The organism is Enterobacter mori LMG 25706, from assembly GCF_000211415.1.
GTDB classification, from domain to species: Bacteria; Pseudomonadota; Gammaproteobacteria; order Enterobacterales; family Enterobacteriaceae; genus Enterobacter; species Enterobacter mori.
On the sequence record NZ_GL890777.1, the window covers coordinates 261,330 to 288,231 of the forward strand.

General features: G+C 55.8%; 25 protein-coding genes and 1 pseudogene. 15 read left to right on the plus strand and 11 right to left on the minus strand.

Annotation, left to right across the window (positions count from 1 at the left end):
- Positions 1-33 precede the first annotated feature (33 nt).
- The gene (gene argS, locus ENTMO_RS0115005; RefSeq protein ID WP_010432547.1) at positions 34-1,767 is read right to left on the minus strand and encodes an arginine--tRNA ligase; all 1,734 of its coding nucleotides are present in this window, start codon (positions 1,765-1,767) and stop codon (positions 34-36) included.
- 238 nt (positions 1,768-2,005) lie between these two features.
- Here argS and ENTMO_RS0115010 point away from each other — a divergent pair, with 238 nt between their 5' ends.
- Together ENTMO_RS0115010 and cutC are read left to right on the plus strand one after the other, a co-directional pair.
- On the plus strand, positions 2,006-2,566 hold the full coding sequence (locus ENTMO_RS0115010; RefSeq protein WP_010432549.1) for a VOC family protein: 561 nt from the start codon (positions 2,006-2,008) through the stop codon (positions 2,564-2,566).
- Between the two features lie 78 nt (positions 2,567-2,644).
- Positions 2,645-3,388, plus strand: coding sequence for a copper homeostasis protein CutC (gene cutC, locus ENTMO_RS0115015; protein WP_010432552.1), 744 nt, complete (start codon positions 2,645-2,647; stop codon positions 3,386-3,388).
- Positions 3,389-3,650: 262 nt separating this feature from the next.
- Here cutC and cmoB read toward each other — a convergent pair whose 3' ends face one another.
- Genes cmoB through ENTMO_RS0115040 form a run of 5 tightly spaced genes read right to left on the minus strand, consistent with a single transcriptional unit; the run spans position 3,651 to position 7,232 of the window.
- Positions 3,651-4,622, minus strand: a complete 972-nt coding sequence (gene cmoB / locus ENTMO_RS0115020; protein ID WP_010432556.1) for a tRNA 5-methoxyuridine(34)/uridine 5-oxyacetic acid(34) synthase CmoB — start codon at positions 4,620-4,622, stop codon at positions 3,651-3,653.
- Entirely contained in the window at positions 4,619-5,362 is a 744-nt protein-coding gene (cmoA, locus tag ENTMO_RS0115025) for a carboxy-S-adenosyl-L-methionine synthase CmoA (RefSeq protein WP_010432559.1), read from the minus strand. The genes cmoB and cmoA overlap by 4 nt, the downstream gene beginning before the upstream one ends.
- A 40-nt stretch (positions 5,363-5,402) precedes the next feature.
- A complete protein-coding gene (locus ENTMO_RS0115030) occupies positions 5,403-5,798 on the minus strand; it encodes an MAPEG family protein (RefSeq protein ID WP_010432562.1) in 396 nt (131 codons plus the stop codon).
- A gap of 52 nt (positions 5,799-5,850) precedes the next feature.
- Positions 5,851-6,669, minus strand: coding sequence for a DUF72 domain-containing protein (locus tag ENTMO_RS0115035; RefSeq protein WP_010432565.1), 819 nt, complete (start codon positions 6,667-6,669; stop codon positions 5,851-5,853).
- Positions 6,666-7,232: a hydrolase gene (locus tag ENTMO_RS0115040; RefSeq protein WP_010432567.1), complete on the minus strand. Its 567-nt coding sequence runs from the start codon at positions 7,230-7,232 to the stop codon at positions 6,666-6,668. Before ENTMO_RS0115040 ends, ENTMO_RS0115035 begins: the two co-directional genes overlap by 4 nt.
- A gap of 264 nt (positions 7,233-7,496) precedes the next feature.
- Here ENTMO_RS0115040 and aspS point away from each other — a divergent pair, with 264 nt between their 5' ends.
- From aspS to ruvB, 6 genes are all read left to right on the plus strand, one after another.
- A complete protein-coding gene (aspS, locus tag ENTMO_RS0115045; protein WP_010432570.1) occupies positions 7,497-9,269 on the plus strand; it encodes an aspartate--tRNA ligase in 1,773 nt (590 codons plus the stop codon).
- A 1-nt stretch (position 9,270) separates the two neighbouring features.
- Positions 9,271-9,714: a dihydroneopterin triphosphate diphosphatase gene (nudB, locus tag ENTMO_RS0115050; RefSeq protein WP_010432572.1), complete on the plus strand. Its 444-nt coding sequence runs from the start codon at positions 9,271-9,273 to the stop codon at positions 9,712-9,714.
- A 27-nt stretch (positions 9,715-9,741) separates the two neighbouring features.
- Entirely contained in the window at positions 9,742-10,482 is a 741-nt protein-coding gene (locus ENTMO_RS0115055; protein ID WP_010432574.1) for a YebC/PmpR family DNA-binding transcriptional regulator, read from the plus strand.
- A 34-nt stretch (positions 10,483-10,516) separates the two neighbouring features.
- Positions 10,517-11,038, plus strand: a complete 522-nt coding sequence (ruvC, locus tag ENTMO_RS0115060; RefSeq protein WP_010432575.1) for a crossover junction endodeoxyribonuclease RuvC — start codon at positions 10,517-10,519, stop codon at positions 11,036-11,038.
- 81 nt (positions 11,039-11,119) lie between these two features.
- Entirely contained in the window at positions 11,120-11,734 is a 615-nt protein-coding gene (gene ruvA / locus ENTMO_RS0115065) for a Holliday junction branch migration protein RuvA (RefSeq protein ID WP_010432577.1), read from the plus strand.
- Positions 11,735-11,742: 8 nt separating this feature from the next.
- A complete protein-coding gene (gene ruvB / locus ENTMO_RS0115070) occupies positions 11,743-12,753 on the plus strand; it encodes a Holliday junction branch migration DNA helicase RuvB (protein WP_010432579.1) in 1,011 nt (336 codons plus the stop codon).
- A gap of 59 nt (positions 12,754-12,812) precedes the next feature.
- Here the strand turns inward: ruvB and znuB are convergent, their stop codons facing one another.
- Positions 12,813-13,598 (minus strand): zinc ABC transporter permease subunit ZnuB, encoded by a 786-nt coding sequence (gene znuB, locus ENTMO_RS0115075; RefSeq protein WP_010432581.1) that lies wholly within the window; start codon positions 13,596-13,598, stop codon positions 12,813-12,815.
- Positions 13,595-14,350 carry a zinc ABC transporter ATP-binding protein ZnuC gene (gene znuC / locus ENTMO_RS0115080; RefSeq protein WP_010432584.1) on the minus strand — a complete coding sequence of 252 codons (756 nt, stop codon included), beginning with the start codon at positions 14,348-14,350 and terminating at the stop codon, positions 13,595-13,597. The genes znuB and znuC overlap by 4 nt, the downstream gene beginning before the upstream one ends.
- A gap of 77 nt (positions 14,351-14,427) precedes the next feature.
- On the opposite strand from znuC, the gene znuA reads away from it, so the two are divergent.
- The 3 genes from znuA to lpxM all read left to right on the plus strand — a co-directional run bounded on the left by znuA (position 14,428) and on the right by lpxM (position 17,798).
- Positions 14,428-15,372, plus strand: a complete 945-nt coding sequence (znuA, locus tag ENTMO_RS0115085; protein ID WP_010432586.1) for a zinc ABC transporter substrate-binding protein ZnuA — start codon at positions 14,428-14,430, stop codon at positions 15,370-15,372.
- Between the two features lie 15 nt (positions 15,373-15,387).
- Complete coding sequence (gene mepM, locus ENTMO_RS0115090) at positions 15,388-16,707, plus strand: murein DD-endopeptidase MepM (protein ID WP_010432589.1); 1,320 nt, start codon at positions 15,388-15,390, stop codon at positions 16,705-16,707.
- A gap of 119 nt (positions 16,708-16,826) precedes the next feature.
- Positions 16,827-17,798, plus strand: a complete 972-nt coding sequence (lpxM, locus tag ENTMO_RS0115095; RefSeq protein WP_010432592.1) for a lauroyl-Kdo(2)-lipid IV(A) myristoyltransferase — start codon at positions 16,827-16,829, stop codon at positions 17,796-17,798.
- 53 nt (positions 17,799-17,851) lie between these two features.
- Here lpxM and pyk read toward each other — a convergent pair whose 3' ends face one another.
- Both pyk and ENTMO_RS0115105 read right to left on the minus strand, forming a co-directional pair.
- Entirely contained in the window at positions 17,852-19,294 is a 1,443-nt protein-coding gene (gene pyk, locus ENTMO_RS0115100; protein WP_010432595.1) for a pyruvate kinase, read from the minus strand.
- Between the two features lie 114 nt (positions 19,295-19,408).
- Entirely contained in the window at positions 19,409-20,278 is an 870-nt protein-coding gene (locus tag ENTMO_RS0115105) for a MurR/RpiR family transcriptional regulator (RefSeq protein ID WP_010432597.1), read from the minus strand.
- 357 nt (positions 20,279-20,635) lie between these two features.
- On the opposite strand from ENTMO_RS0115105, the gene zwf reads away from it, so the two are divergent.
- The 3 genes from zwf (at position 20,636) to kdgA (ending at position 24,838) form a co-directional block, all read left to right on the plus strand.
- Positions 20,636-22,111, plus strand: a complete 1,476-nt coding sequence (gene zwf, locus ENTMO_RS0115110; RefSeq protein ID WP_010432600.1) for a glucose-6-phosphate dehydrogenase — start codon at positions 20,636-20,638, stop codon at positions 22,109-22,111.
- A 234-nt stretch (positions 22,112-22,345) separates the two neighbouring features.
- Positions 22,346-24,157, plus strand: coding sequence for a phosphogluconate dehydratase (gene edd / locus ENTMO_RS0115115; RefSeq protein WP_010432604.1), 1,812 nt, complete (start codon positions 22,346-22,348; stop codon positions 24,155-24,157).
- A gap of 39 nt (positions 24,158-24,196) precedes the next feature.
- Positions 24,197-24,838: a bifunctional 4-hydroxy-2-oxoglutarate aldolase/2-dehydro-3-deoxy-phosphogluconate aldolase gene (gene kdgA / locus ENTMO_RS0115120; RefSeq protein WP_010432605.1), complete on the plus strand. Its 642-nt coding sequence runs from the start codon at positions 24,197-24,199 to the stop codon at positions 24,836-24,838.
- A 41-nt stretch (positions 24,839-24,879) separates the two neighbouring features.
- On the opposite strand, the pseudogene purT reads toward kdgA, so the two are convergent.
- Positions 24,880-26,059: pseudogene (purT, locus tag ENTMO_RS24205) on the minus strand (formate-dependent phosphoribosylglycinamide formyltransferase).
- 171 nt (positions 26,060-26,230) lie between these two features.
- On the opposite strand from purT, the gene ENTMO_RS0115130 reads away from it, so the two are divergent.
- Positions 26,231-26,884: a tellurite resistance TerB family protein gene (locus ENTMO_RS0115130; RefSeq protein WP_010432607.1), complete on the plus strand. Its 654-nt coding sequence runs from the start codon at positions 26,231-26,233 to the stop codon at positions 26,882-26,884.
- Positions 26,885-26,902 lie beyond the last annotated feature (18 nt).

The following is a 26,902-nucleotide window of genomic DNA, read 5'->3' on the forward strand; positions in this document are numbered from 1 at the left end:
AAAACAAAACCCGGCTTGCGCCGGGTTTTGTTTTTACATACGTTCTACGGTTTCGATACCCAGGGTATCCAGACCCAGCTTCAGGGTCTTCGCCGTCAGCTGCGCCAGCTTCAGGCGGCTGTTGCGAACCGCTTCGCTTTCTGCCGACAGGATAGGGCAGTGCTCGTAGAAGCCGGAGAACAGACCCGCCAGGTCGTACAGGTAAGCACACATCACGTGCGGCGTACCGTCACGCGCCACAACCGTCAGCGTTTCTTCAAACTGCAGCAGACGCGCTGCCAGCTGCGCTTCACGATCTTCGGTAATATTCACCGTGGCGTTCGCCAGCACGCTTTCGTCGATATTGGCTTTACGGAATACGGAGAGCACGCGGGTGTAGGCATACTGCATATAGGGTGCAGTGTTGCCTTCGAATGCCAGCATGTTATCCCAGTCGAAGATATAGTCGGTGGTACGGTTCTTGGACAGATCCGCGTATTTCACCGCGCCGATACCGACAGCGTTAGCCAGTTTTTCCAGCTCGTCGGCAGGCATGTCCGGGTTCTTCTCCGCGACCAGGCGACGGGCGCGTTCCAGCGCTTCGTCCAGCAGGTCGGAGAGCTTAACGGTGCCGCCCGCGCGGGTTTTGAACGGCTTACCGTCTTTACCCAGCATCATGCCGAACATGTGGTGTTCCAGCGGTACGGAATCCGGCACGTAACCGGCTTTACGCACGATGGTCCATGCCTGCATCAGGTGCTGGTGCTGGCGGGAGTCGATGTAATACAGCACGCGGTCTGCATGCAGGGTTTCGTAACGGTATTTCGCACAGGCGATATCGGTGGTGGTGTAGAGATAGCCGCCATCCTTTTTCTGGATGATGACGCCCATCGGTTCGCCTTCCTTGTTTTTGTACTCATCAAGGAATACCACCGTTGCACCTTCGCTCTCTACCGCCAGACCTTTAGCTTTCAGGTCTGCCACAATGCCAGGCAGCATTGGGTTGTAGAGGCTTTCACCCATCACGTCGTCGCGGGTCAGGGTGACGTTCAGGCGGTTATAGGTCAGCTGGTTCTGGGACATGGTGATGTCAACCAGCTTGCGCCACATCTCGAGGAAGTATGTGTCGCCGCCCTGCAGTTTTACTACATAGCTGCGCGCGCGCTCGGCAAAGGCTTCGTCTTCGTCGTAGTGTTTTTTGGCTTCACGGTAGAACCCTTCCAGGTCCGCCAGCGCCATCTCGCCTGCGTTTTCCTGCTGCTGTTTTTCCAGGTAAGCAATCAGCATACCGAACTGGGTTCCCCAGTCGCCCACGTGGTTCGCGCGGATCACTTTATGGCCGAGGAATTCATTGGTACGCACGGAGGCGTCGCCGATAATGGTGGAGCGCAGGTGGCCGACGTGCATCTCTTTCGCCACGTTTGGCGCGGAGTAGTCGATCACAATCGTCTGCGCCTTCGGCTGGGAAACGCCCAGACGGTCTGATTTCAGCGCCGCGTCAACGTGGCTTGCCAGGAACGCAGGCTCCAGGAAGATGTTGATAAAGCCCGGACCGGCGATTTCAGTCTTACTGGCAATCCCGGTGAGATCCAGATGCGTCAGTACCTGCTCAGCGAGCTGTCGCGGCGGCATGCCCAGTTTTTTAGCCACTGCCATCACGCCATTAGCCTGATAGTCGCCAAACTGTACTTTTGCTGACTGACGAACCTGCGGTTCGCAATCCGCAGGCGCACCTGCGGCAATCAGTGCCTGACTGACTTTTTCTGAGAGAAGAGCCTGAATATTCACCTGGATACCTTACGTTTTTGGTGCGGGGGAACAACGACCCGCGCCCGTTAAAGAATTTAGGGCGGGAGTATACTGCAAATGCCCTCTGGCGTCAGCATTGCGGGGGCTGAAGATAGTAAGAATCCAGGCTAAGAAGGTGTGCATAATCATGCAGTCGTAAAAACCCTTATTCTGCGGTTGGTCGAAAGAGGGGAACAGAGTAAATTAGCGGCTTTGCGACATGATAAGAGACTGACCTATGGCGAACTGGCAAACCATTGACGAACTGCATGATATTTCCGCAGATTTACCGCGCTTCACTCAGGCGTTCACAGAACTTGCCACCCGCCTGGGTCTGGATATCGCACCGCTTGAGGCCGATCACATCTCTCTGCGCTGTCATCAGAATGCGACAGCCGAGCGCTGGCGTCGCGGTTTCGAGCAGTGCGGTGAACTGCTTTCTGAGAATATCATTAACGGTCGCCCAATCTGCCTGTTTAAACTGCATGAACCAGTGCGTGTCGCGCACTGGCAGTTCACCGTGGTTGAACTGCCGTGGCCGGGCGAAAAACGCTATCCGCATGAAGGCTGGGAGCACATCGAAATTGTATTGCCGGGCGAGCCTGAAACGCTGAATGCGCGCGCGCTGGCGCTGTTATCGGACGCGGGCTTAAGCCAGCCGGGTATCTATGTGAAAACGAGTTCACCAAAAGGTGAGCGCGAGCGTTTACCCAATCCCACGCTTGCCGTTACTGACGGACAGGTCACGGTGAAGTTTCATCCGTGGACGATCGAACAGATCGTTGCCAGTGAAGCGTAAGAGTTGTGAGTTCAGGCCGGGACCGAAAAGGGATGGCGTGACATGATGGTTCGTTGAGTGGAAATTAAGGAGGATTAAATGGCGCTGCTGGAGATTTGTTGTTACAGCGTGGAGTGTGCCGTGACCGCGCAGGAGAAGGGTGCGGATCGCATTGAACTGTGCGCGGCACCGAAAGAGGGCGGGCTGACGCCCTCCTGCGGGGTGTTGAAGTCTGCCCGTCAGGCCGTCACGATTCCCGTTCACCCGATTATTCGTCCGCGCGGCGGTGATTTTTGTTACACGGCGGGCGAGTTCAGTGCCATGCTTGATGATATCGCGCTCGTTCGGGAACTGGGGTTCCCGGGGCTGGTAACCGGTCTGCTGGATGAAAACGGCAATATTGATATACCGCGCATGCGTCAGGTCATGAGCGCCGCGCAGGGGCTGGCCGTCACTTTTCATCGTGCATTTGATATGTGTAAAGATCCGCTTCAGGCCTTTGAAACACTTGGAGAACTTGGCGTGGCGCGCATTCTGACATCGGGTCAGCAGTCGTCAGCTGAAAAAGGACTGCAATTAATTACGGAACTAAAAGCACATTCCGGTGTTCCAATAATCATGGCGGGCGCAGGAGTACGCGCCAGCAATCTGGAACTGTTTTTAGACGCAGGGGTAGAAGAGCTTCACAGCTCGGCAGGTCAATGGATACCGTCACCCATGCGTTATCGCAATACAGGGTTGTCTATGTCGACGGATGCTGAAGCGGATGAGTACTCACGCTACGGTGTAGATGGAGAGTCGGTTGCGGTAATGAAATCGTTGATTGAACGTCATCACGTGTAGCAACGTACCGATTTTTACCGCGCATCATGTCGCCCAATATGATGCTTGCTTGTACCAGGCCCCTGCCAATTACACAGGGGCCTTTTTTTCTCCTTCATATTTCAAGCCGCAGCTGCGTTGGCCGCCTCGCTCACCCCGGTCACTTACTGATGTAAGCTCCAGGGGATTCGCTGCGTTGCCGCCTTGCTGCAACTTGAACTATTTCGGAGAAAACGTGCTACGAGTAGGCCGGGTAAGGCGCAGCCGCCACCCGGCTAAAAGGCTACGGCTTCGTTGCAATCAACACTGCACGCATCGGGGCAGGATAGCCTTCAATGGTTTTGCTGTGGTCGGCCGGATCGAGGAACTGCTCCAGCGATTCGGTGATCATCCAGTCGGTGCGGCGCTGTTCTTCGAGAGAGGTCACGCTGACATCCGCAATCCGCACATCCACAAACCCGCATTTTTCCAGCCAGTTCTTCAGCGCCAGCGCGGAAGGGATGAAATAGACGTTACGCATCTGCGCGTAGCGATCGCCCGGCACCAGAACGGCATGTTCATCACCGTCAATCACCAGCGTTTCCAGCACCAGTTCGCCGCCGCTGACCAGCTGATCTTTCAGTTGCCAGAGATGTTCAAGCGGTGAACGACGGTGGTACAGCACACCCATGGAGAAGACGGTATCAAAGGCTTTCAGGGCAGGGAGCTGCTCAATGCCCAGCGGCAGCAGGTGCGCGCGCTGGTCGTTGCCCAGCAGTTTACGCACCGCTTCAAACTGGCACAGGAACAGCTGCATCGGGTCGATACCGACGGCCAGATGGGCACCTGCGCCAATCATGCGCCACATGTGGTAACCGCTGCCGCAGCCCACGTCCAGAATGGTACGCCCGCTCAGGTCTGAAAGATGTGGCAGAACGCGATCCCATTTCCAGTCTGAGCGCCATTCGGTATTAATGTCCACACCGTACAGCGAGAACGGTCCTTTGCGCCACGGCATCAGGTTACGCATCAGGGTCTCGATGCGGTTTATCTGCCCGGCAGGGAGCGGCTCTTTACTTTCCGCCGTCACGCTGTGCAGCAGATCCAGGCGGTGTGGCGTCAGTTCCGGCAGAAACTCCACCGCGTTGGACCACTGCTTTAGCAGCCCATGCTGCTGATCGCGCTGCCAGGTGGCGATTTGCGCAGGCAGGGTTTCCAGCCAGTGGGAGAGGTGATTTTTTGCAATCAGCTGATAGAAGTTGCCGAACTCAATCATGCTGCATCCTCAGCTTTCAGCGCCACCAGAGAGCCAAAGTTAAAGCACTGGAACCACAGTTCACTGTGCTCAAATCCCGCTTTGCGCAGGCGCGCCTTGTGGGTTTCTACGGAGTCCGTCAGCATCACGTTTTCGAGCATGCTGCGCTTCTGGCTGATCTCCAGCTCGCTGTAGCCGTTCGCACGCTTGAAATCGTGGTGCATGTTGAACAGCAGTTCGCCTACGTTAGCGTCTTCAAAGCTAAACTTCTCTGAGAGCACCAGCGCGCCGCCGGGATTCAGACCTTTATAAATTTTGTCCAGCAGCAGCTGGCGGTCTTCAGGTACCAGGAACTGCAGGGTAAAATTCAGTACCACCATCGACGCGTTTTTGATCTCGATATCACGAATATCGCCTTCCACCACCTCGACAGGGGTGGGCGCTTTATAGGCGTCAATGTGGCGTCGACAGCGTTCGACCATGGCCGGAGAGTTATCGACGGCAATGATTTTGCAGTCATCCTGACGTACGTTACGACGGATCGACAGCGTTGCCGCGCCGAGCGAACAGCCCAGATCATAGACCTGCGTGCCGGGTTGAACGAAACGTTCAGCCAGCATGCCGATCATAGAAATAATATTGGAGTAACCGGGAACAGAGCGCTGGATCATATCCGGGAAGACTTCGGCTACCCGTTCATCAAAGGTCCAGTCGCCCAGGCTGGCGATAGGCGCGGAAAAAAGCGTGTCGCGATCTGACATAACGTAAAAATCCGGGAAAAATAAAGGGGCGTATTGTGCGCTAACGGAAGGAGAAAACCAACTCCCACGGCATATACCAAAGGTTAGCCAGCACCATCAGCACAAGCGAACACCAGGTCGCGCTCATGCCGGAACGACGCCAGCGAAATACGCGGTGGTGGTAGCCGTAATAATGCATTAACCGACCCGCAATCAGGAGCAGGCCGCAGACGTGCACCATCCAGGTTTCTGCCCCGTTCATTTCCATAAACAGCAGCAGGATCAGCGCGACGGGAATGTATTCAACCGCGTTACCGTGAATGCGAATGGCGCTCTGCAGTTCGGAAAAACCACCGTCACCGTAGGAGACGCGGTATTGCATTCTCAGGCGCACAACATCAAATGAAAACTTAATCAGCAGTAATGCACCTAACACCGCATACAGCGCGCTGACCATACAAACTCCCTGTTATTTGGCAGATGGCACCTCTCTATGATAAGTGCCTTCCTCAAAAAAGAGAAGATTGTTGTGGAATAGAAGGGGCGCTGCCGACGGACGGTACCGCGGCCTGCAAGGCCTGCCAGAGAGCATCGACCAGTTCGGGAGCCTGGGCAATGTCGGGAGTGTGCAGGAAAAGATAGGGCGTGGTCGTTTGTTCCCATTTCGCTAACGTTTGCAGCCAGACGGCGAACATATCCTGATTTTGCTGCATGTTATCGCTGCCGATGAACCTGACCATTGGATTTTGCGCGGTCACGATGGCGTGCACCGGAACTTTTGGCTTCTTGCGCTGGGCATCCACAATAGCCTCATTATGAGGAATTGCGCTGTGTACCGGGCGGCTATCGAGGATCACCCGGTTAATGGAACGTTCAAGAAGACCGCGATTGAGCGTGCGTTCGGCCTCACCTTTCGCAAAGAAGTCCTGGTGTCGGACTTCTACGCCATAGGTGAATTCACGGGGCAGAACATCCAGAAACTGCCACAGCGCGGGCAAATCGCGTGGGCCAAAGGTTGCGGGAAGCTGGAGCCAGTATTGGCCAATTCGGTTGGCCAGCGGGGACATGCGCGTAAAGAACTCTTCGGTTAAGTCACCGCAGTTACGCAGCGCGGCGTTGTGGGAGATAGTCGCCGGAAATTTAAAGCAGAAGCGAAACGCGTCCGTGGTTTGTTCCCGCCAGCGCTCAACAATCTCTGCTTTGGGGAGCGCGTACAGCGTGGTATTACCCTCGACACAGTTGAAGTGTCGGGCATACTCTTCAAGGCTGGTGATGCCCAGACGCACCCATCTCGGGTGCGACCACTGGGGCAGGCCCACGTATATCATAAGGCGCTTAAAATCTCGCTTGTGCTACGTACGCGACCGATGCGCGGGAAGATGTGGGTCATGCTGCCCTGATGCTGCTCCGCAGATGCCGCGCTGCAGGCATCTTCGGCGATCACCAGATTAAAACCCAGCTCCCAGGCGTTGCGGGCCGTTGACTCCACGCCGATGTTGGTGGAGATCCCGCACAGGATAATGGTGTCGATCCCGCGACGGCGCAGCTGCAGCTCCAGATCGGTGCCGTAGAACGCGCCCCACTGGCGTTTGGTGACTTCGATATCGCTGTCGCGTTTGCCGAGCGAGAGAGGATATGTCCACCAGTTGTCCGGCAATGCGTGCGCGGCAGCCTGTGCGTCAACCGGCTGTTTCAACGCTTCGGCGAAATCCACTGACCAGCCGACGCGCACCATGATAACAGGCGCACCGCTGGCACGGCATTTTTCCGCGAGACGGGCCGCACGGCTGACCACATCGTCAGCGGTATGTGGGCCACCGGCAAAGGGGAGGATCCCTTCCTGTAAATCAATCACCACAAGTGCAGTTTTGGTGGCATCAAGTGTCAACATAGTAACTCCAGTTAAATGAATAGCTTTGGCTACACCTTACGACGTGATGACCTGTTATCGGTCGGATAATTTTGTTAATTTTTGTGAGAATACGCAACAAGAGTGCAGCAAACGAGCGTCAGGCCGCGCTTCTCTCTTATCGTCCGGCGGAATTTCCAGTATAATAGCCGCCTTTTTTCATCCAGTTGTGACATACAGAAAGCTGCGACATCGTGGCCTGCAAGACAGGCGACAATCAGCCTGCGGCTAATTAAGGGATATCTCATGCGTACAGAATATTGCGGGCAGCTGCGTCAGTCCCACGTCGGGCAGCAGGTTACCCTGTGTGGTTGGGTCAACCGTCGTCGTGATCTTGGTAGCCTTATCTTCATCGATATGCGCGACCGCGAAGGTATCGTTCAGGTGTTCTTCGATCCGGATCGTGCAGAGGCGTTGAAGCTGGCTTCTGAACTGCGTAATGAGTTCTGCATTCAGGTCACCGGCACCGTGCGTGCGCGTGACGAGAAAAACGTTAACGCAGACATGGCGACCGGTGCGATTGAAGTCCTGGCGTCTGACCTCGTTATCATCAACCGTGCTGAAGCGCTGCCGCTGGACTCAAACCACGTCAACACTGAAGAAGCGCGTCTTAAGTATCGTTACCTGGATCTGCGTCGCCCGGAGATGGCTCAGCGCCTGAAAACCCGTGCGAAAATCACCAGCCTGGTGCGTCGTTTTATGGATGACCACGGTTTCCTCGATATCGAAACCCCGATGCTGACCAAAGCCACGCCGGAAGGCGCGCGCGATTATCTGGTTCCGTCCCGCGTTCATAAAGGCAAATTCTACGCGCTGCCACAGTCTCCTCAGCTGTTCAAACAGCTGCTGATGATGTCCGGCTTCGACCGTTACTATCAGATCGTAAAATGCTTCCGCGACGAAGACCTGCGCGCTGACCGCCAGCCAGAATTTACACAGATCGACGTCGAAACTTCCTTCATGACCGCCGAGCAGGTGCGTGAAGTGATGGAAGCGCTGGTGCGCGGCCTGTGGAACGACGTGAAAGGCGTTGAGCTGGGTGACTTCCCAATCATGACCTTCGCCGAAGCCGAGCGCCGTTACGGTTCTGATAAACCAGACCTGCGTAACCCGATGGAGCTGGTGGACGTGGCAGACCTGGTGAAAGCCGTTGAGTTTGCGGTATTTGCTGGCCCGGCTAACGATCCGAAAGGTCGCGTCGCGGCCCTGCGCGTTCCGGGCGGTGCGGCCCTGAGCCGTAAGCAGATCGACGACTACGGTAACTTCATTAAGATCTACGGTGCGAAAGGTCTGGCCTATATTAAAGTGACCGAACGTGCAAAAGGTCTGGAAGGTATCACCAGCCCGGTAGCGAAATTCCTGAACGCAGACATCGTGGAAGCGATCCTTGAGCGCACAGGCGCACAGGACGGTGACATGATCTTCTTCGGCGCAGACAATAAGAAAGTCGTGGCGGATGCGATGGGCGCGCTGCGTCTGAAGCTCGGCAAAGACCTGAGCCTGACCGACGAAAACAAATGGGCGCCTCTGTGGGTTATCGACTTCCCAATGTTTGAAGACGACGGTGAAGGCGGTCTGACCGCAATGCACCACCCGTTCACCTCGCCAAAAGACATGAGTGCGGCAGAGCTGAAAGCGGCACCGGAAGACGCGGTCGCGAACGCTTACGATATGGTTATCAACGGCTACGAAGTGGGCGGCGGTTCCGTACGTATTCACAGCGGCGAAATGCAGCAGACCGTGTTTGGCATTCTCGGCATTAACGAGCAAGAGCAGCGCGAGAAATTCGGCTTCCTGCTGGACGCCCTGAAATACGGCACGCCTCCACACGCGGGTCTGGCATTTGGTCTTGACCGTCTGACCATGCTGCTGACCGGCACCGATAACATCCGTGATGTTATTGCCTTCCCTAAAACCACTGCTGCCGCGTGTCTGATGACCGAAGCGCCAAGCTTTGCCAACCCGGCCTCTCTGGCTGAACTGGGCATTGAAGTGGTGAAGAAGGAAGAGAAAAACTGATATGGCATATAAGCTTCCCGTTTCTGTCCTGGTGGTCATTTATGCAGAAGACACGAAGCGGGTGCTGATGTTGCAGCGGCGCGACGATCCTGATTTTTGGCAGTCGGTTACCGGCAGTCTGGAAGAAGGGGAGACCGCGCCGCAGGCCGCCGCGCGTGAAGTAAAGGAAGAGGTCGCCATTGATGTTGCTCGCGAGCAACTGACCCTGAAGGACTGTCAGCGCACGGTGGAGTTTGAAATTTTTAGCCATTTACGTCATCGCTATGCGCCGGGTATCGAACGCAATACGGAATCGTGGTTCTGTCTTGCGCTTCCCCACGAACGGGAGATCGTGTTCACTGAACACCTGACCTACCGCTGGGTGAATGCGGCGGATGCCGCTGCACTCACCAAGTCGTGGAGCAACCGGCAGGCGATTGAAGAATTTGTAATTAACGCTGCCTGAAAAGGCGCGCTCTTTGAGGATATTTTTATGGCAGGTCATAGTAAGTGGGCCAACACCAAACACCGCAAAGCGGCACAGGATGCCAAGCGCGGTAAGATCTTTACCAAAATCATTCGCGAGCTGGTGACTGCTGCGCGTCTGGGCGGCGGCGATGCGGGTTCTAACCCACGTCTGCGTGCAGCGATCGATAAAGCGCTGTCGAACAACATGACGCGTGACACCCTGAACCGCGCAATCGCACGTGGCGTGGGCGGTGATGAAGACGCGAACATGGAAACCATCATTTATGAAGGTTACGGTCCTGGCGGTACAGCGGTAATGGTTGAATGTCTGTCTGACAACCGTAACCGTACCGTAGCGGAAGTGCGTCATGCGTTCACCAAAACCGGTGGTAACCTGGGCACTGACGGTTCCGTGGCTTACCTGTTCAGCAAAAAAGGCGTCATCTCCTTCGAGAAAGGCGACGAAGATGCGATCATGGAAGCGGCGCTGGAAGCCGGTGCAGAAGACGTGGTGACCTTTGACGACGGTGCTATCGACGTCTACACCGCGTGGGAAGAGATGGGTGCGGTACGCGACGCGCTGGAAGCGGCTGGCCTGAAAGCGGACAACGCTGAAGTCTCCATGATCCCGTCCACCAAAGCGGATATGGATGCAGAGACTGCGCCAAAACTGCTGCGTCTTATCGACATGCTCGAAGACTGCGACGACGTGCAGGAAGTGTATCACAACGGTGAAATCTCTGATGAGGTTGCAGCGACTCTCTAATGAGAGCGTATAAATCCGTTACAGGAGACGCGTGATGTCGATTATTCTCGGGATTGACCCAGGCTCACGCGTCACCGGTTATGGCGTTATCCGTCAGGTTGGACGCCAGCTAACCTACCTGGGCAGTGGCTGTATTCGCACCAAAGTCGACGATTTGCCGTCGCGTCTGAAGCTCATTTATGCGGGCGTGTCGGAGATCATCACCCAGTTTCAGCCTGACTATTTCGCCATTGAGCAGGTCTTTATGGCGAAAAACGCTGATTCGGCGCTAAAGCTCGGTCAGGCGCGCGGCGTTCCCATCGTCGCTGCCGTGAACCAGGATTTGCCGGTATTCGAATATGCGGCAAGACAGGTTAAGCAGACGGTGGTGGGCATCGGTAGCGCGGAGAAAAGCCAGGTACAGCATATGGTGCGTACCTTGCTGAAGCTTCCCGCGAACCCGCAGGCCGACGCCGCCGATGCGCTGGCGATTGCGATTACCCACTGTCACGTCAGCCAGAACGCGATGCAGATGAGCGAGTCGCGGCTTAATCTGGCACGAGGCAGGTTACGATAATAAGAAATCAGGCTGGATAAACATCCAGCCTTTTTTTATTATGTCGCCAGTCAACATTTTTCCAGAACGCAGGAGCGTCACGTGATAGGCAGACTCAGAGGCATCATTATTGAAAAACAACCCCCGTTAGTGCTGCTGGAAGTGGGTGGCGTGGGCTATGAAGTCCATATGCCGATGACCTGCTTCTACGAGCTGCCGGACGCGGGCAAAGAGGCGATTGTCTTTACCCAGTTCGTGGTGCGTGAAGATGCCCAACTGCTGTACGGCTTCAATAACAAGCAGGAACGCACCCTGTTCCGCGAGCTGATTAAAACCAACGGCGTCGGGCCGAAGCTGGCGCTGGCGATTTTATCCGGCATGTCCGCTCCACAGTTTGTGAATGCCGTTGAGCGCGAAGATCCTGCTGCGTTGATTAAACTGCCGGGTATCGGCAAGAAAACCGCCGAGCGTCTGATTGTCGAAATGAAAGACCGATTTAAAGGTCTGCACGGCGATCTGTTTACCCCGGCGGCTGACCTGGTGCTGACGTCCCCGGGCGCGCCTGCGTCGGATGACGATGCGGAACAGGAAGCGGTTGCTGCGCTGGTGGCGCTGGGCTATAAACCTCAGGAGGCCAGCCGTATGGTGAGTAAAATTGCCAAACCGGATGCCAGCAGTGAAACCCTGATTCGTGAAGCGCTGCGCGCTGCATTGTGAGGTAAAGGATGATTGAAGCAGACCGCCTGGTATCGGCAGGCACAATTCAGGCAGATGACGTGGTGGATCGCGCGATCCGCCCAAAACTGCTTGATGAGTATATCGGCCAGCCGCAGGTTCGTTCCCAGATGGAGATCTTCATCCAGGCGGCAAAACTTCGCGGCGATGCGCTCGATCACCTGCTGATTTTTGGCCCTCCGGGTTTGGGGAAAACGACCCTGGCGAATATCGTAGCCAATGAAATGGGCGTGAATCTGCGCACCACCTCCGGTCCGGTGCTGGAGAAAGCGGGCGATCTGGCGGCAATGCTCACCAACCTTGAGCCGCACGACGTGCTGTTTATTGATGAAATCCACCGCCTGTCGCCGGTGGTGGAGGAAGTGCTCTATCCGGCGATGGAAGACTACCAGCTGGATATCATGATCGGCGAAGGTCCGGCCGCGCGCTCCATTAAAATCGATCTGCCACCGTTTACCCTGATTGGCGCCACGACGCGCGCCGGGTCGTTAACTTCTCCGCTGCGCGACCGTTTCGGTATCGTGCAGCGCCTGGAGTTTTACCAGGTGCCCGATCTCCAGCATATTGTTGGCCGTAGCGCCCGCTATATGGGTCTGGAGATGAGCGAAGAGGGCGCGTTTGAAGTGGCGAAGCGTTCCCGCGGTACGCCGCGTATCGCAAACCGCCTGCTGCGCCGCGTGCGTGACTTTGCCGAAGTAAAGCATGATGGCACGATTTCGGCAGAGATCGCCGCCCAGGCGCTGGATATGCTGAACGTCGATGCGGAAGGCTTCGATTACATGGACCGTAAGCTACTGCTGGCGGTACTGGATAAGTTCTTTGGCGGCCCGGTCGGGCTGGATAACCTGGCGGCGGCAATCGGAGAAGAGCGAGAGACGATTGAGGATGTGCTGGAGCCGTATCTGATCCAGCAGGGCTTCCTGCAGCGTACGCCGCGTGGACGTATGGCAACGGTGCGGGCGTGGAATCATTTCGGCATTACGCCACCGGCGATGCCGTAATGCATTGTTCCCTCTCCCGGTGGGAGAGGGCCAGGGTGAGGGCATCAGCGCCCTCGATGTTAATTAGCGGTTTTTTTCATCATACTGAAGATAAATAATGCCGCCGCACACAGCACCACTGACGGCCCCGCTGGCGTGTCATAGAACGCCGAGAAGGTTAGCCCTCCCGTTACCGCAATCATCCCGATAATGACGGCCACACCGGCCATCTGCTCAGGCGTACGGGCGAAACGACGCGCGGTTGCCGCAGGGATAATCAGCAGTGACGTGATAATCAGCGCACCGACGAACTTCATCGCCACGCCGATGGTTAATGCCGTCACCAGCATCAGCAGCAGCTTCACGCGCTGCAGCTTCACACCGTCGACAAACGCCAGGTCCGGGCTGACGGTCATCGCCAGCAAATTACGCCACTGCCAGAGCAGAATAGCGAGCACCACCACCACGCCGATGGCGATAGAGATGAGGTCTTCCGGCGTCACGGCCAGCAGGTCGCCAAACAGGTATGCCATCAGGTCAACGCGGATATTCGACATCAGACTGACGACCACCAGACCGAGAGAGAGGGCGCTATGCGCCATAATGCCAAGCAACGTGTCTATCGCAAGATGAGGGCGTTTCTCCAGCCAGACCAGACCGGCCGCCAGCAGCAGCGTCACCACAATCACCGCGTAGAAGGGATTCACGTCCAGTAGCAGGCCAAAAGCAACCCCTAACAGAGAAGCATGGGCCAGCGTATCGCCGAAATAGGACATTCTGCGCCACACCACAAACGAGCCCAGCGGGCCCGCGGCGCAGGCAAGCATAATCCCGGCCAGCCAGCCGGGCAGTAACAGTTCAATCATGAGTGTCCGTTTCCCCGGCGCAGGACAATTCGTCCCTGTAAATCATGGCGGTGGTTATGATGATGGCGGTAAATTCCCAGCTGTTCTGCACCACGCGGGCCGAACATTGAGATGAACTCCGGGTGCATCGAGACCACTTCCGGCGTGCCGGAGCAGCAGATGTGATGATTCAGACACAGCACTTCGTCAGTTTTCGCCATCACCAGATGCAGATCGTGAGAAACCATCAACACTGCGCAATCAAGCTCACGACGAAGCTGGTCGATCAAATCATAAAGCGCAACCTGACCGTTCACATCCACGCCCTGGGTGGGTTCATCCAGCACCAGCAGCTGCGGGCTGCTCAGCAGTGCACGGGCAAGCAACACGCGCTGGGTTTCACCGCCAGAAAGCTTTTGTAACGGGGCGTCGACAAGATGACCTGCCTGCACGCGTTTCAGTGCGGGGAGGATATCGGCCTTACGGGTACCCGGGCGTAGACGCAGAAAGCGACTGACCGTCAGCGGCAGCGTGGCGTCCAGGTGTAATTTTTGCGGTACATAGCCGATGCGCAGTTTATCTTCACGTTTGATAACACCTTCATCGGGGGCTACCAAACCCAGTACCACGCGCACGAGCGTAGATTTGCCTGCGCCATTAGGGCCAAGCAGCGTCAGAATTTTGCCGGGTTTTAGCTCCAGCGACACGTCAGAAAGGACGCGGCGCTGACCGAAAGATACCGACACATTTTCAAGAGAAACCAAAGTCGTCATGTCAATTTAAGCTTGCAGAAGTCAACGAATGTTATAATATCACATTCCACGCATTCATTACGATGATTAGTCGCATTATGTTACATAAAAATACGCTTCTTTTCGCAGCATTATCCGCTGCGCTTTGGGGGACAACAGCACAAGATGTTAACGCCGCCGTTGTCGCTTCGCTTAAACCGCTCGGATTTATTGCCGCCGCCATTGCTGATGGGGTGACTGAGACCGAGGTTCTGCTCCCGGATGGTGCATCCGAGCCTGATTATGCTCTGCGTCCGTCTGATGTAAAACGCTTACAAAACGCGGACTTAGTTGTCTGGATTGGACCAGAAATGGAAGCGTTCATGCAGAAGTCGGCGAAACAGGTACCCGATGCAAAACAGGTCACTATTGCCGAACTTTCTGGCGTAACGCCGCTGCTCATGAAAGGGTCAGATGACGAGGGTGACGAACACGACCACGATCATGCTCACGACGAAAAAGGTGACGAGCATCACCATCACGGCGAGTACAATATGCATCTCTGGCTCTCCCCAGAGATAGCGCGGCTCTCGGCGGTTGCAATCCATGACAAATTAGTGGAACTTATGCCGCAAAGTCGAGTCAAACTCGACGCCAACCTGAAAGCGTTTGAAGCTCAATTAGCTGCAACCGACAAGCAGGTGGGTACCGAGCTCGCACCGCTAAAAGGAAAAGGGTATTTCGTTTTTCATGACGCCTATGGCTATTACGAAAAACACTACGGCCTGACCCCACTGGGGCACTTTACCGTTAACCCTGAAATTCAGCCTGGTGCGCAGCGTTTACATGAGATCAGAACACAGTTGGTTGAGCAAAAAGCGACGTGCGTTTTTGCTGAGCCACAGTTCAGGCCAGCGGTCGTAGAAGCCGTGGCCAGGGGAACATCCGTGCGCATGGGAACCCTTGACCCGCTAGGTACGAACATCCAGTTGAGCAAAGCGAGCTATTCGCAGTTCCTCAGCCAACTGGGGAATCAGTATGCGAGCTGCCTGAAAGGAGATTAACGAGGAAGTGAATACGTGCAACAGATAGCCCGCTCTGTCGCCCTGGCATTTAACAATCTGCCTCGACCCCACCGCGTTATGCTGGGGTCGCTTACAGTTCTCACCTTAGCGGTCGCCGTCTGGCGGCCCTATGTTTACCACCCGAGTTCTGCCCCTATCATTAAAACCATCGAGCTTGAGAAAAGTGAGATCCGTTCACTGTTGCCTGAGGCCAGTGAACCTATCGACCAGGCTGCTCAGGAAGATGAAGCTATCCCGCAGGATGAACTGGACGATAAAATCTCCAATGAGGCGGGTATTCATGAATATGTCGTGTCGACCGGTGATACGCTGAGCAGCGTGCTCAACCAGTACGGTATCGACATGGGGAATATCAGCCAGCTCGCGGCCTCAGACAAAGATCTCCGTAATCTGAAAATTGGTCAACAGCTCTCCTGGACCTTAACTGCAGATGGCGATTTACAACGTCTGACCTGGGAGATGTCCCGCCGCGAAACCCGCACCTACGATCGCACTGCAAACGGTTTCAAAATGACCAGCGAAATGCAGCAGGGCGACTGGGTTAACAGCGTGATGAACGGTACCGTCGGGGCGAGCTTTGTTTCCAGCGCGCGCGATGCCGGGCTGACCAGCGCTGAAATCAGCTCGGTGATCAAAGCTATGCAGTGGCAGATGGATTTCCGCAAGCTGAAAAAAGGCGACGAATTCTCCGTGCTGATGTCCCGCGAAATGCTGGACGGCAAGCGCGAGCAGAGCCAGCTGGTGGGCGTTCGTTTACGCTCTGATGGCAAAGATTATTACGCGATCCGTGCCGAAGACGGTAAGTTCTACGACCGCAGCGGTACGGGGCTTGCGAAGGGCTTCCTGCGCTTCCCAACGGCTAAGCAGTTCCGTGTCTCCTCAAACTTCAACCCGCGCCGTCTTAACCCTGTCACCGGACGCGTTGCGCCGCACCGTGGTGTAGACTTCGCGATGCCACAAGGTACGCCAGTGCTGTCGGTTGGCGATGGCGAAGTGGTCATGGCAAAACGTAGCGGCGCGGCAGGGTATTACGTGGCTATCCGTCACGGTCGTACTTACACCACGCGCTATATGCACCTGCGTAAGCTGCTGGTTAAACCTGGCCAGAAAGTGAAGCGTGGCGACCGCATTGCCCTCTCGGGCAACACCGGACGTTCAACCGGTCCGCATCTCCACTATGAAGTGTGGATCAACCAGCAGGCCGTGAATCCGCTGACGGCGAAATTGCCGCGTACCGAAGGTCTGACGGGTAAAGATCGTACCGATTACCTGGCACAGGTCAAAGAGGTGATGCCACAGCTGCGCTTTGATTAAGCCCTCTGTTTGTTAATGAAGCCGGCGTCTTTATGCGCCGGCTTTTTCTTTTGTACGCAAGCGACTGCCTCGCTACACTATCTGAATATATTTTTGCGTCACCAGACCCTGGAACCAGCATGGAAACCAAAAAAAACAATATTGAATACATTCCTGAGTTTGAAAAATCTTTTCGCCATCCGCGCAACTGGGGCGCCTGGCTTGGGGTTTATGCCTTTGCTGGCATAGCGATGCTGCCTGCTTCGGTGCGCGATCCCGTTCTGGGTAAAATTGGCCGTCTGGCCGGGCGTTTAGGCAAGAGCGCCCGCCGCCGCGCGCAGATCAACCTTTACTACTGTTTTCCTGAAAAAAGCGAGGCTGAGCGCGAAGCCATCATCGATGAGATGTACACCACCGCGCCGCAGGCAATGGCGATGATGGCCGAACTGGCGCTGAAAGGGCCGGAGAAGATCGTCGACCGCGTTGACTGGAAAGGGCTGGAAATCATCGACGAAATGCGTCGCAACGACGAAAAGGTTATTTTCCTCGTGCCTCACGGTTGGGGCGTTGATATTCCGGCGATGCTGATGGCATCTCAGGGCCAGAAAATGGCGGCGATGTTCCATCACCAGGGTAACAAGATCTATGATTTTGTCTGGAACACAGTGCGCCGTCGCTTTGGTGGACGTTTGCATGCGCGAAACGATGGCATCAAGCCGTTTATTCAGTCTGTTCGTCAGGGTTACTGGGGATACTATCTGCCGGATCAGGACCACGGCCCGGAGCACAGCGAGTTTGTCGATTTCTTTGCAACGTACAAAGCCACGCTGCCTGCGATTGGTCGCCTGATGAAGGTTTGCCGTGCTCGCGTGATCCCGCTGTTCCCGGTCTATGATGGTAAAACGCATCGCCTGACCATTGAGGTGCGGCCGCCGATGGATGACCTGCTGACAGCAGACGATCGCACTATCGCGCGGCGTATGAATGAAGAGGTGGAAATTCTGGTGGGGCCGCATGCCGAACAGTACACGTGGATACTGAAGCTGCTGAAGACACGTAAGCCGGGTGAAACAGAGCCGTACAAGCGCAAAGAGCTTTTCCCGAGGAAATAAAAAACCTTCCCCTTACCCTATCCCTCTCCCCTTAGGGGAGAGGGGAGCGGATCTTACTCTACGGTCAGTACGCGAGTGGTATTGGTTGAGCCGATGGTGCTCATCACATCACCCTGCGTCACGATGACGATATCACCGGACACCAGGTAGCCTTTGTCGCGCAGCAGGTTCACGGCATCGTGCGCGGCAGCGACGCCGTCATTGGTGCTGTCGAAGTGAACCGGGGTCACGCCGCGGTACAGCGCCGTCAGGTTCAGCGTACGTTCGTGACGGGACATGGCGAAGATCGGCAGGCCGGAGCTGATACGCGAAGTCATCAGTGCGGTGCGGCCAGATTCGGTCATGGTGATGATGGCAGTCACCCCTTTCAGATGGTTGGCTGCGTACATCGCAGACATCGCAATCGCTTCTTCCACGTTGTCGAACTGAATGTCCAGACGGTGTTTAGAGACGTTAATGCTTGGGATCTTCTCTGCACCCAGGCACACGCGCGCCATGGCGGCCACGGTTTCTGCCGGATACTGGCCCGCAGCGGTTTCCGCAGACAGCATTACCGCATCGGTACCGTCCAGCACGGCGTTAGCCACGTCCATCACTTCCGCACGAGTTGGCATTGGGTTAGTGATCATGGATTCCATCATCTGGGTGGCGGTGATCACCGCGCGGTTCAGCTGGCGCGCGCGACGGATTAGTGCTTTCTGGATGCCGACCAGTTCCGGGTCGCCAATTTCTACACCCAGATCGCCACGGGCAACCATCACCACGTCAGATGCCAGAATCACGTCGTCCATCGCGTCCTGATCGCACACGGCTTCAGCACGCTCCACTTTGGCAACGATCTTCGCGTCGCATCCTGCATCACGCGCCAGACGACGGGCATAGTTCAGGTCTTCGCCGCAGCGCGGGAAGGAGACGGCCAAATAATCAACGCCAATTTGCGCCGCAGTCACGATATCCGCTTTGTCTTTGTCGGTCAGCGCTTCTGCAGACAGGCCGCCGCCGAGTTTGTTGATACCTTTATTGTTCGAGAGCGGGCCACCGACGGTCACTTCGGTGAACACTTTCATGCCCTGAACTTCGAGGACTTTCAGCTGTACGCGTCCATCATCGAGCAGCAGGATGTCGCCAGGCACAACGTCAGCAGGCAGACCTTTATAGTCGATACCCACTTTCTCTTTGTCGCCTTCGCCTTTGCTCAGGTTGGCATCCAGCAGGAATTTATCGCCGATATTGAGGAAGACTTTGCCTTCTTTAAAGGTCGATACGCGGATTTTTGGACCCTGAAGGTCACCGAGAATGGCAACATGGCGGCCCAGTTTAGCCGCGATTTCACGCACTTTATCGGCACGTAATTTATGGTCTTCTGGCGTACCGTGAGAGAAGTTCATACGCACCACGTTGGCACCCGCGGCGATAATCTTTTCAAGATTATTATCGCGATCGGTAGCCGGGCCTAATGTAGTTACGATCTTGGTTCTGCGAAGCCTTCTGGACATGTAATACTCCGTTGACTGAAACAACTTTGGTGTTGCGTGAACATTAAATCGGCCTTCATCTGCCGCAAGGCAGCAAAGAGGGGACCGAATGCCGTAAGTCGTACATCTTAGTTATTAGGGAACATCGCTCTTTATAAGCAATTCTTTATCAAAACGCGATTCCTTGAGCGCTTCCTTGACACGCTTCAAGTTATCTCTGAATTTTGCACCCCTGCGCAAGGTAAAACCGGTCGCCAGCACATCAATCACCGTTAGCTGCGCCAGACGTGACACCATAGGCATATACATGTCGGTGTCTTCCGGCACGTCCAGAGTGATGGCGAGCGTTGCTTCCCGCGCCAGCGGCGTGCCTGCGGTCGTCAGGGCAATCACCATGGCATCGTTTTCACGTGCCAGTTGAGCCAGCTCAACCTGGCTCTTGGTGCGCCCGGTGTGCGAGATCAGTACCACGACATCATCTTCGCTACAATTCATACAACTCATGCGTTGCAGCACAATGTCATCGGTATAAATTACCGGTACGTTAAAGCGGAAGAACTTGTTCATGGCATCATGCGCCACGGCAGCCGACGAGCCAAGACCGAAGAAGGCAATGCGTTTGGCCTGCGTCAGTAAATCGACCGCGCGATTGACCGAGCCCATGTCCAGCGACTGACGTACGTGGTCCAGCGTCGCCATGGCGGATTCAAATATTTTCGCTGTGTATGCATCAACGCTGTCGTCTTCATCCACATTGCGATTAACATACGGGGTGCCGTTTGCCAGACTTTGCGCAAGATGCAGTTTAAAATCAGGAAAGCCGCGCGTTTCCAGACTGCGGCAGAATCGATTAACCGTCGGTTCGCTGACGCCCGACTCCTGCGCCAGAGCGGCGATGCTTGAATGAATCGCCTGAGCGGGAGAGGCAAGAATAACTTCGGCCACTTTTCGCTCGGATTTGCTAAGGTGTTCCAGTTGAAACTGGATTTTTTCCAGCATGTTCATTGTTAACAGGGCGCTCGTGGGGGTGGAAACGATTTCATTAATAGATGAAATCGAGATTCGATTTAGCCGATATTACCCCTGTGTTTTACTAAAGGGTAACAGTCGACAAGAAATGTTGTTGTTTTTTTTCATTACTTGATCGATGTCGGATTTTGCTGGGACCCTGTTGCGCAAAGAATCGACGTTTGTTGCGTCATTGCGCCATCGCTAACGTCTGAAGGGCGGAAAATCGCGGTATCGCACGCGACGTTAAGCGCTAATGGTTTCAGGAATGACGTAAAAGCAGTACAGTGCATTGTAATAAAATTACAACGATACCTGGCAGAAGCACCAGGTGATCTAACTGAGGAGAATGACATGGCGGTAACGCAAACAGCCCAGGCATGTGACCTGGTCATTTTCGGCGCGAAAGGCGATTTAGCACGCCGAAAATTGCTGCCTTCCCTGTATCAACTGGAGAAAGCGGGTCAAATTCATCCGGATACCCGTATCCTGGGTGTTGGGCGCGCCGACTGGGACAAGGACGCTTATACAAAAGTGGTGCGCGAAGCGCTCGAAACTTTCATGAAAGAGAAAATTGATGAAAGTTTGTGGGACACGCTGAGCGGACGCCTTGATTTCTGCAATCTGGACGTCAACGACGTAAGCGCCTTTACCCGTCTGGGCGAGATGCTGGATCAAAAAAATCGCGTCACCATTAACTATTTTGCGATGCCGCCAAGCACCTTCGGCGCGATCTGCAAAGGTCTGGGCGAAGCGAAGCTGAACGCTAAACCGGCACGCGTCGTGATGGAAAAACCGCTGGGTACCTCGCTGGCAACGTCGCGGGAAATCAACGACCAGGTGGGCGAGTTCTTTGAAGAGTGCCAGGTCTACCGTATCGACCACTATCTCGGAAAAGAGACGGTACTGAACCTGCTGGCGCTGCGTTTTGCGAACTCCCTGTTTGTAAATAACTGGGACAACCGCACCATCGACCACGTGGAAATCACCGTGGCGGAAGAGGTGGGGATTGAAGGTCGCTGGGGTTACTTTGACCAGGCCGGTCAGATGCGCGACATGATCCAGAACCACCTGCTGCAAATTCTGTGCATGATTGCCATGTCTCCACCGTCTGACCTGACGGCCGACAGCATTCGTGACGCCAAAGTGAAAGTGCTGAAATCACTGCGCCGCATCGACCGCTCCAACGTGCGTGAGAAGACTGTCCGCGGCCAGTACACCGCCGGGTTTGCTCAGGGTAAAAAAGTGCCTGGCTATCTGGAAGAAGAGGGCGCGAACAAGTCCAGCAACACCGAGACCTTCGTGGCGATCCGCGTGGATATCGACGACTGGCGCTGGGCGGGGGTCCCGTTCTACCTGCGTACCGGGAAACGTCTGCCTGCTAAATGTTCCGAAGTGGTGGTTTACTTCAAAAACCCAGAGCTGAACCTGTTTAAAGAGTCCTGGCAGGAGCTGCCGCAGAACAAACTGACCATCCGTCTGCACCCGGACGAGGGTGTTGATATCCAGATCCTGAACAAAGTGCCGGGTCTGGATCACAAACATAACCTGCAGACCACCAAGCTGGATCTGAGCTACTCCGAAACCTTCAACCAGACGCACCTGGCTGATGCTTACGAGCGTCTGCTGCTGGAAACCATGCGCGGTATCCAGGCGCTGTTCGTGCGTCGCGACGAAGTGGAAGAGGCGTGGAAATGGGTCGACTCCATTACTGAAGCCCGGGCAGCCGATCAGGATGCGCCAAAACCGTATCAGGCAGGAACATGGGGACCGGTCGCATCGGTTGCGATGATCACGCGTGACGGTCGCTCCTGGAACGAGTTTGAGTAACGGTCACCTCTAGCCCAAAGGTGTTATTTTACCGGTAACATGATCTAACACAGCTAGTGGCACATTTTTTAAACTTTTAAGCTCCGCGTGGATTCACCCGCGGAGCTTTTTTTATTACACTGCCGGAAGCGATTTTGCCCTTGAGCTCCGGACAGCAAGCGTTTCAGCGTTGTTAACAACTGCCAGCGACTTTGTAAACTCCCGAGCCCAGACAAATAAATTAGAGGAGCTTTTATGAATCCGACATTGTTACGCGTAACACAACGCATCATTGAACGCTCGAAAGAGACCCGTTCCGCCTACCTCGCCCGTATTGAACAAGCAAAGAGTGAGACCGTCCACCGTTCGCAGTTGGCCTGCGGTAACCTCGCGCATGGTTTCGCCGCCTGCCAGCCGGGTGATAAAGATTCGCTGAAAAGCATGCTGCGTAACAATATCGCCATCATCACCTCCTACAACGATATGCTCTCCGCACACCAGCCGTATGAAGTCTATCCCACTATCATTCGTAACGCGCTGCACAGCGTAAATGCCGTGGGTCAGGTGGCAGGCGGTGTGCCCGCTATGTGCGACGGCGTGACGCAGGGACAGGACGGGATGGAGCTGTCGCTGCTGAGCCGCGAAGTGATTGCGATGTCTGCGGCGGTGGGCCTGTCTCACAATATGTTCGATGGCGCGCTCTACCTTGGCGTATGCGACAAGATCGTCCCTGGCCTGGTGATGGCGGCGCTGTCATTTGGTCATCTGCCCGCGATTTTCGTGCCGTCCGGCCCGATGGCGAGCGGTCTGCCAAATAAAGAAAAAGTGCGTATCCGCCAGCTCTACGCGGAAGGCAAAGCCGATCGTCAGGCGCTGCTGGAAGCGGAAGCCGCCTCCTACCATGCGCCGGGCACCTGTACCTTCTACGGTACAGCCAACACCAACCAGATGGTGGTGGAGTTCATGGGGATACAGCTTCCTGGCTCGTCCTTTATCCAGCCGGATGCGCCGCTGCGCAAGGCGCTGACTGAAGCCGCGGCGCGTCAGGTGACGCGTCTGACCGGGAACGGCAACGACTGGATGCCGATGGGCAAAATGGTTGATGAGAAAGTCATCGTCAACGGGATTGTTGCGCTGCTGGCAACCGGTGGTTCAACCAACCACACCATGCACCTGGTCGCGATGGCGCGCGCGGCGGGCATTCTGATCAACTGGGATGACTTCTCTGACATCTCCTCCGTGGTGCCGCTGATGGCGCGCCTGTACCCGAATGGTCCGGCAGACATCAACCACTTCCAGGCGGCGGGCGGCGTTCCTGTCCTGATGCGCGAGCTGTTGAAAGGCGGTCTGCTGCATGAAGACGTGAACACGGTGGCGGGCTTTGGCCTGCAGCGTTATACCCTCGAGCCGTGGCTGAACAACGGCGAGCTGGACTGGCGCGAAGGAGCGAGTGACTCTCTCGATCCTCAGGTAATCGCGACCTTCGAAAAGCCGTTCTCCCGTCACGGTGGCACCAAAGTGCTGAGCGGTAACCTCGGTCGTGCAGTCATGAAGACCTCCGCCGTCCCGGAAGAGAACCAGATTATCGAAGCGCCTGCGGTGGTGTTCGAAAGCCAGCACGACGTGCTGCCTGCCTTTGACGCGGGCCTGCTTGATAAAGACTGCGTGGTGGTAGTGCGTCATCAGGGGCCAAAAGCCAACGGGATGCCAGAATTACATAAACTTATGCCACCACTTGGTGTATTATTGGACCGCCGTTTCAAAATCGCGCTGGTGACCGATGGACGCCTCTCTGGCGCATCGGGTAAAGTGCCTTCTGCCATCCATGTGACCCCGGAAGCCTACGACGGTGGTTTGCTGGCGAAAGTGCGTGATGGTGACATGATCCGCGTGAACGGCCAGACAGGTGAGTTAACCCTGCTGGTCGATGATGCAGAGCTGGCAGCACGTCAGCCTCATATTCCTGACCTGAGCGCATCGCGCGTGGGTACCGGACGCGAAATGTTTGGCGCGCTGCGCGAGAAGCTGTCCGGCGCAGAGCAGGGCGCAACCTGTATTACGTTTTAAGACGACGTGTTTTTAACGATCTGGCGAGAGAAAACTCTGATGAAAAACTGGAAAACAAGTGCAGAAGCAATCCTGACCACTGGCCCTGTCGTGCCGGTCATCGTGGTGAACAAACTGGAGCACGCTGTCCCAATGGCGAAAGCGCTGGTTGCGGGCGGCGTTCGCGTCCTGGAAGTGACCCTGCGCACCGCGTGTGCGATGGACGCTATCCGCGCTATTGCCAAAGAAGTGCCGGATGCCATCATCGGTGCGGGTACCGTTCTGAATGCGCAGCAGCTGGCTGAAGTGACCGAAGCCGGTGCTCAGTTCGCTATCAGCCCGGGACTGACTGAGCCTCTGCTGAAAGCGGCAACCGAAGGTTCGATTCCTCTGATCCCGGGTATCAGCACCGTGTCTGAACTGATGCTGGGCATGGATTACGGTCTGAAAGAGTTTAAATTCTTCCCGGCTGAAGCCAACGGCGGCACCAAAGCGCTGCAGGCGATTGCGGGTCCATTCTCTCAGGTGCGTTTCTGCCCGACCGGCGGTATCTCTCCTGCCAACTACCGTGACTACCTGGCGCTGAAAAGCGTACTGTGTATCGGCGGTTCATGGCTGGTGCCAGCGGATGCGCTGGAAGCCGGTGACTGGGATCGCATCACCAAACTGGCTCGCGAAGCGGTTGAAGGTGCGAAAAAGTAAGTTAATCGCAGCATGAAAAACGGGCCTTTTGGCCCGTTTTTTTATCCCTCTACCTTGACGTTCGCAGCGGCCGCTTTCGCTCTCGCCACGGCGTCGTCCACGTTATCCCCGGTGGCTAACGCTACGCCCAAACGACGGGTTCCATCGATTTCCGGCTTACCGAACAAACGGATCTGCAATCCTGCACCTACCGCTCCGTCAACGTTATCAAACGTCACGTTCCGGCTGGTCAACTCGGGCAGGATTACGGCCGATGCCGCAGGACCGTACTGGCGAATGCCGCCAACAGGCAGGCCGAGGAAAGCGCGCACGTGCAGGGCGAACTCGGAGAGATCCTGCGAAATAAGCGTCACCATGCCGGTATCATGCGGACGAGGGGAGACTTCGCTGAAAATCACCTCGTCGCCGCAAACAAACAGCTCTACGCCGAAGAGACCATAGCCGCCGAGCGCCAGGACGGCCCTGCGGGCGATATCCTGCGCGCGCTCCAGCGCCAGAGCGCTCATCTGCTGCGGCTGCCAGGATTCACGGTAATCGCCGTCTTCCTGACGGTGGCCAATCGGGTCGCAGAAATGGACGCCATCCACGGCGCTAACGGTGAGCAGAGTGATTTCGAAATCAAACTTCACGACGCCCTCAACGATCACGCGACCGGCTCCGGCACGACCGCCCTGCTGGGCATAATCCCACGCGTTATCCAGCGCGCTGCTGTCACGAATAAAGCTCTGTCCTTTACCGGAGGAGCTCATCACGGGCTTAATGATGCACGGGTAGCCAATCTCCTCTACGGCCTGCAGGAATGCGGCTTTATCACCAGCAAAACGGTAGCTCGACGTGGGCAACTCCAGCTCTTCTGCGGCCAGGCGGCGAATGCCCTCGCGGTTCATGGTGAGCTTCGCGGCGTTGGCGCAGGGCACCACGCGCTGGCCTTCCTGCTCAAGAGTAATGAGCGTGGTCGGTGGCAATGGCTTCGATTTCCGGCCCGACAAAATCGGGTTTCTCGCGCGTAATCAGCTCGCGAAGGGCATCGCCATCCAGCATGTTAATGACATAAGAACGATGGGCAACATGCATCGCGGGGGCGTCGGCATAACGGTCTACGGCAATGACTTCAATGCCCAAACGCTGGCATTCAATAGCGACCTCTTTACCCAGTTCACCCGAGCCTAAAAGCATCACACGTGTCGCCGCAGGTCGCAGCGCGGTTCCTAAACGAGTCATAAAAATCCCCCTGAAAAAGTTGCGGGCAGTATAAACGAAAACGTTTGCGTCTGTCTTGCGCGCGGGGTCTTTCATCGCACAACAATTTGCGCTTCTTTAGAGCAGGCAGACATTTCCTGACACCCACTCGCTTAGGCTGTGAGCAATATGCACGGTTAAGTGAGGGGAATCATGTCAGGCTGGTTAAATCAATTGCAATCCATGCTGGGTCAGAAAGGTACATCCTCCGGCGCGCAGGGGCTCAGCAAGCTCCTGGTACCGGGCGCGCTGGGAGGACTGGCGGGGCTGCTGGTCGCCAATAAGTCATCGCGTAAGCTGCTGGCAAAATATGGCACTGGCGCGCTCCTGGCGGGGGGCGGAGCCATCGCGGGTACCGTCCTGTGGAACAAATACAAGGACAAAGTGCGCACCGCGCATCAGGGTGAACCGCACTACGGCGAGCACGTCTCCCCGCTGGATATCCGAACAGAGCGGCTCATTCTGGCGCTGGTGTTTGCCGCCAAAAGCGACGGACATATTGATAGCAAAGAGCGTGCGGCGATAGAGCAGCAAATGCGTGAGGCCGGTGTGGAAGAGCAGGGGAGATCGCTGGTTGCACAGGCCATCGAACAGCCTCTCGATCCCCAGCGTCTGGCGCAAAGCGTGAAGAACGAAGAAGAGGCGCTGGAACTCTATTTTCTGAGCTGCGCGGCTATCGATGTCGATCACTTTATGGAGCGCAGCTACCTGAATGCGCTCGGCGATGCGCTGAAGATCCCTCAGGATGTTCGTGAGGGCATTGAGCAGGATATTCAGCAGCAAAAACAGACGTTACAGGCCGGGTAATCATCTGATGTGGTCATG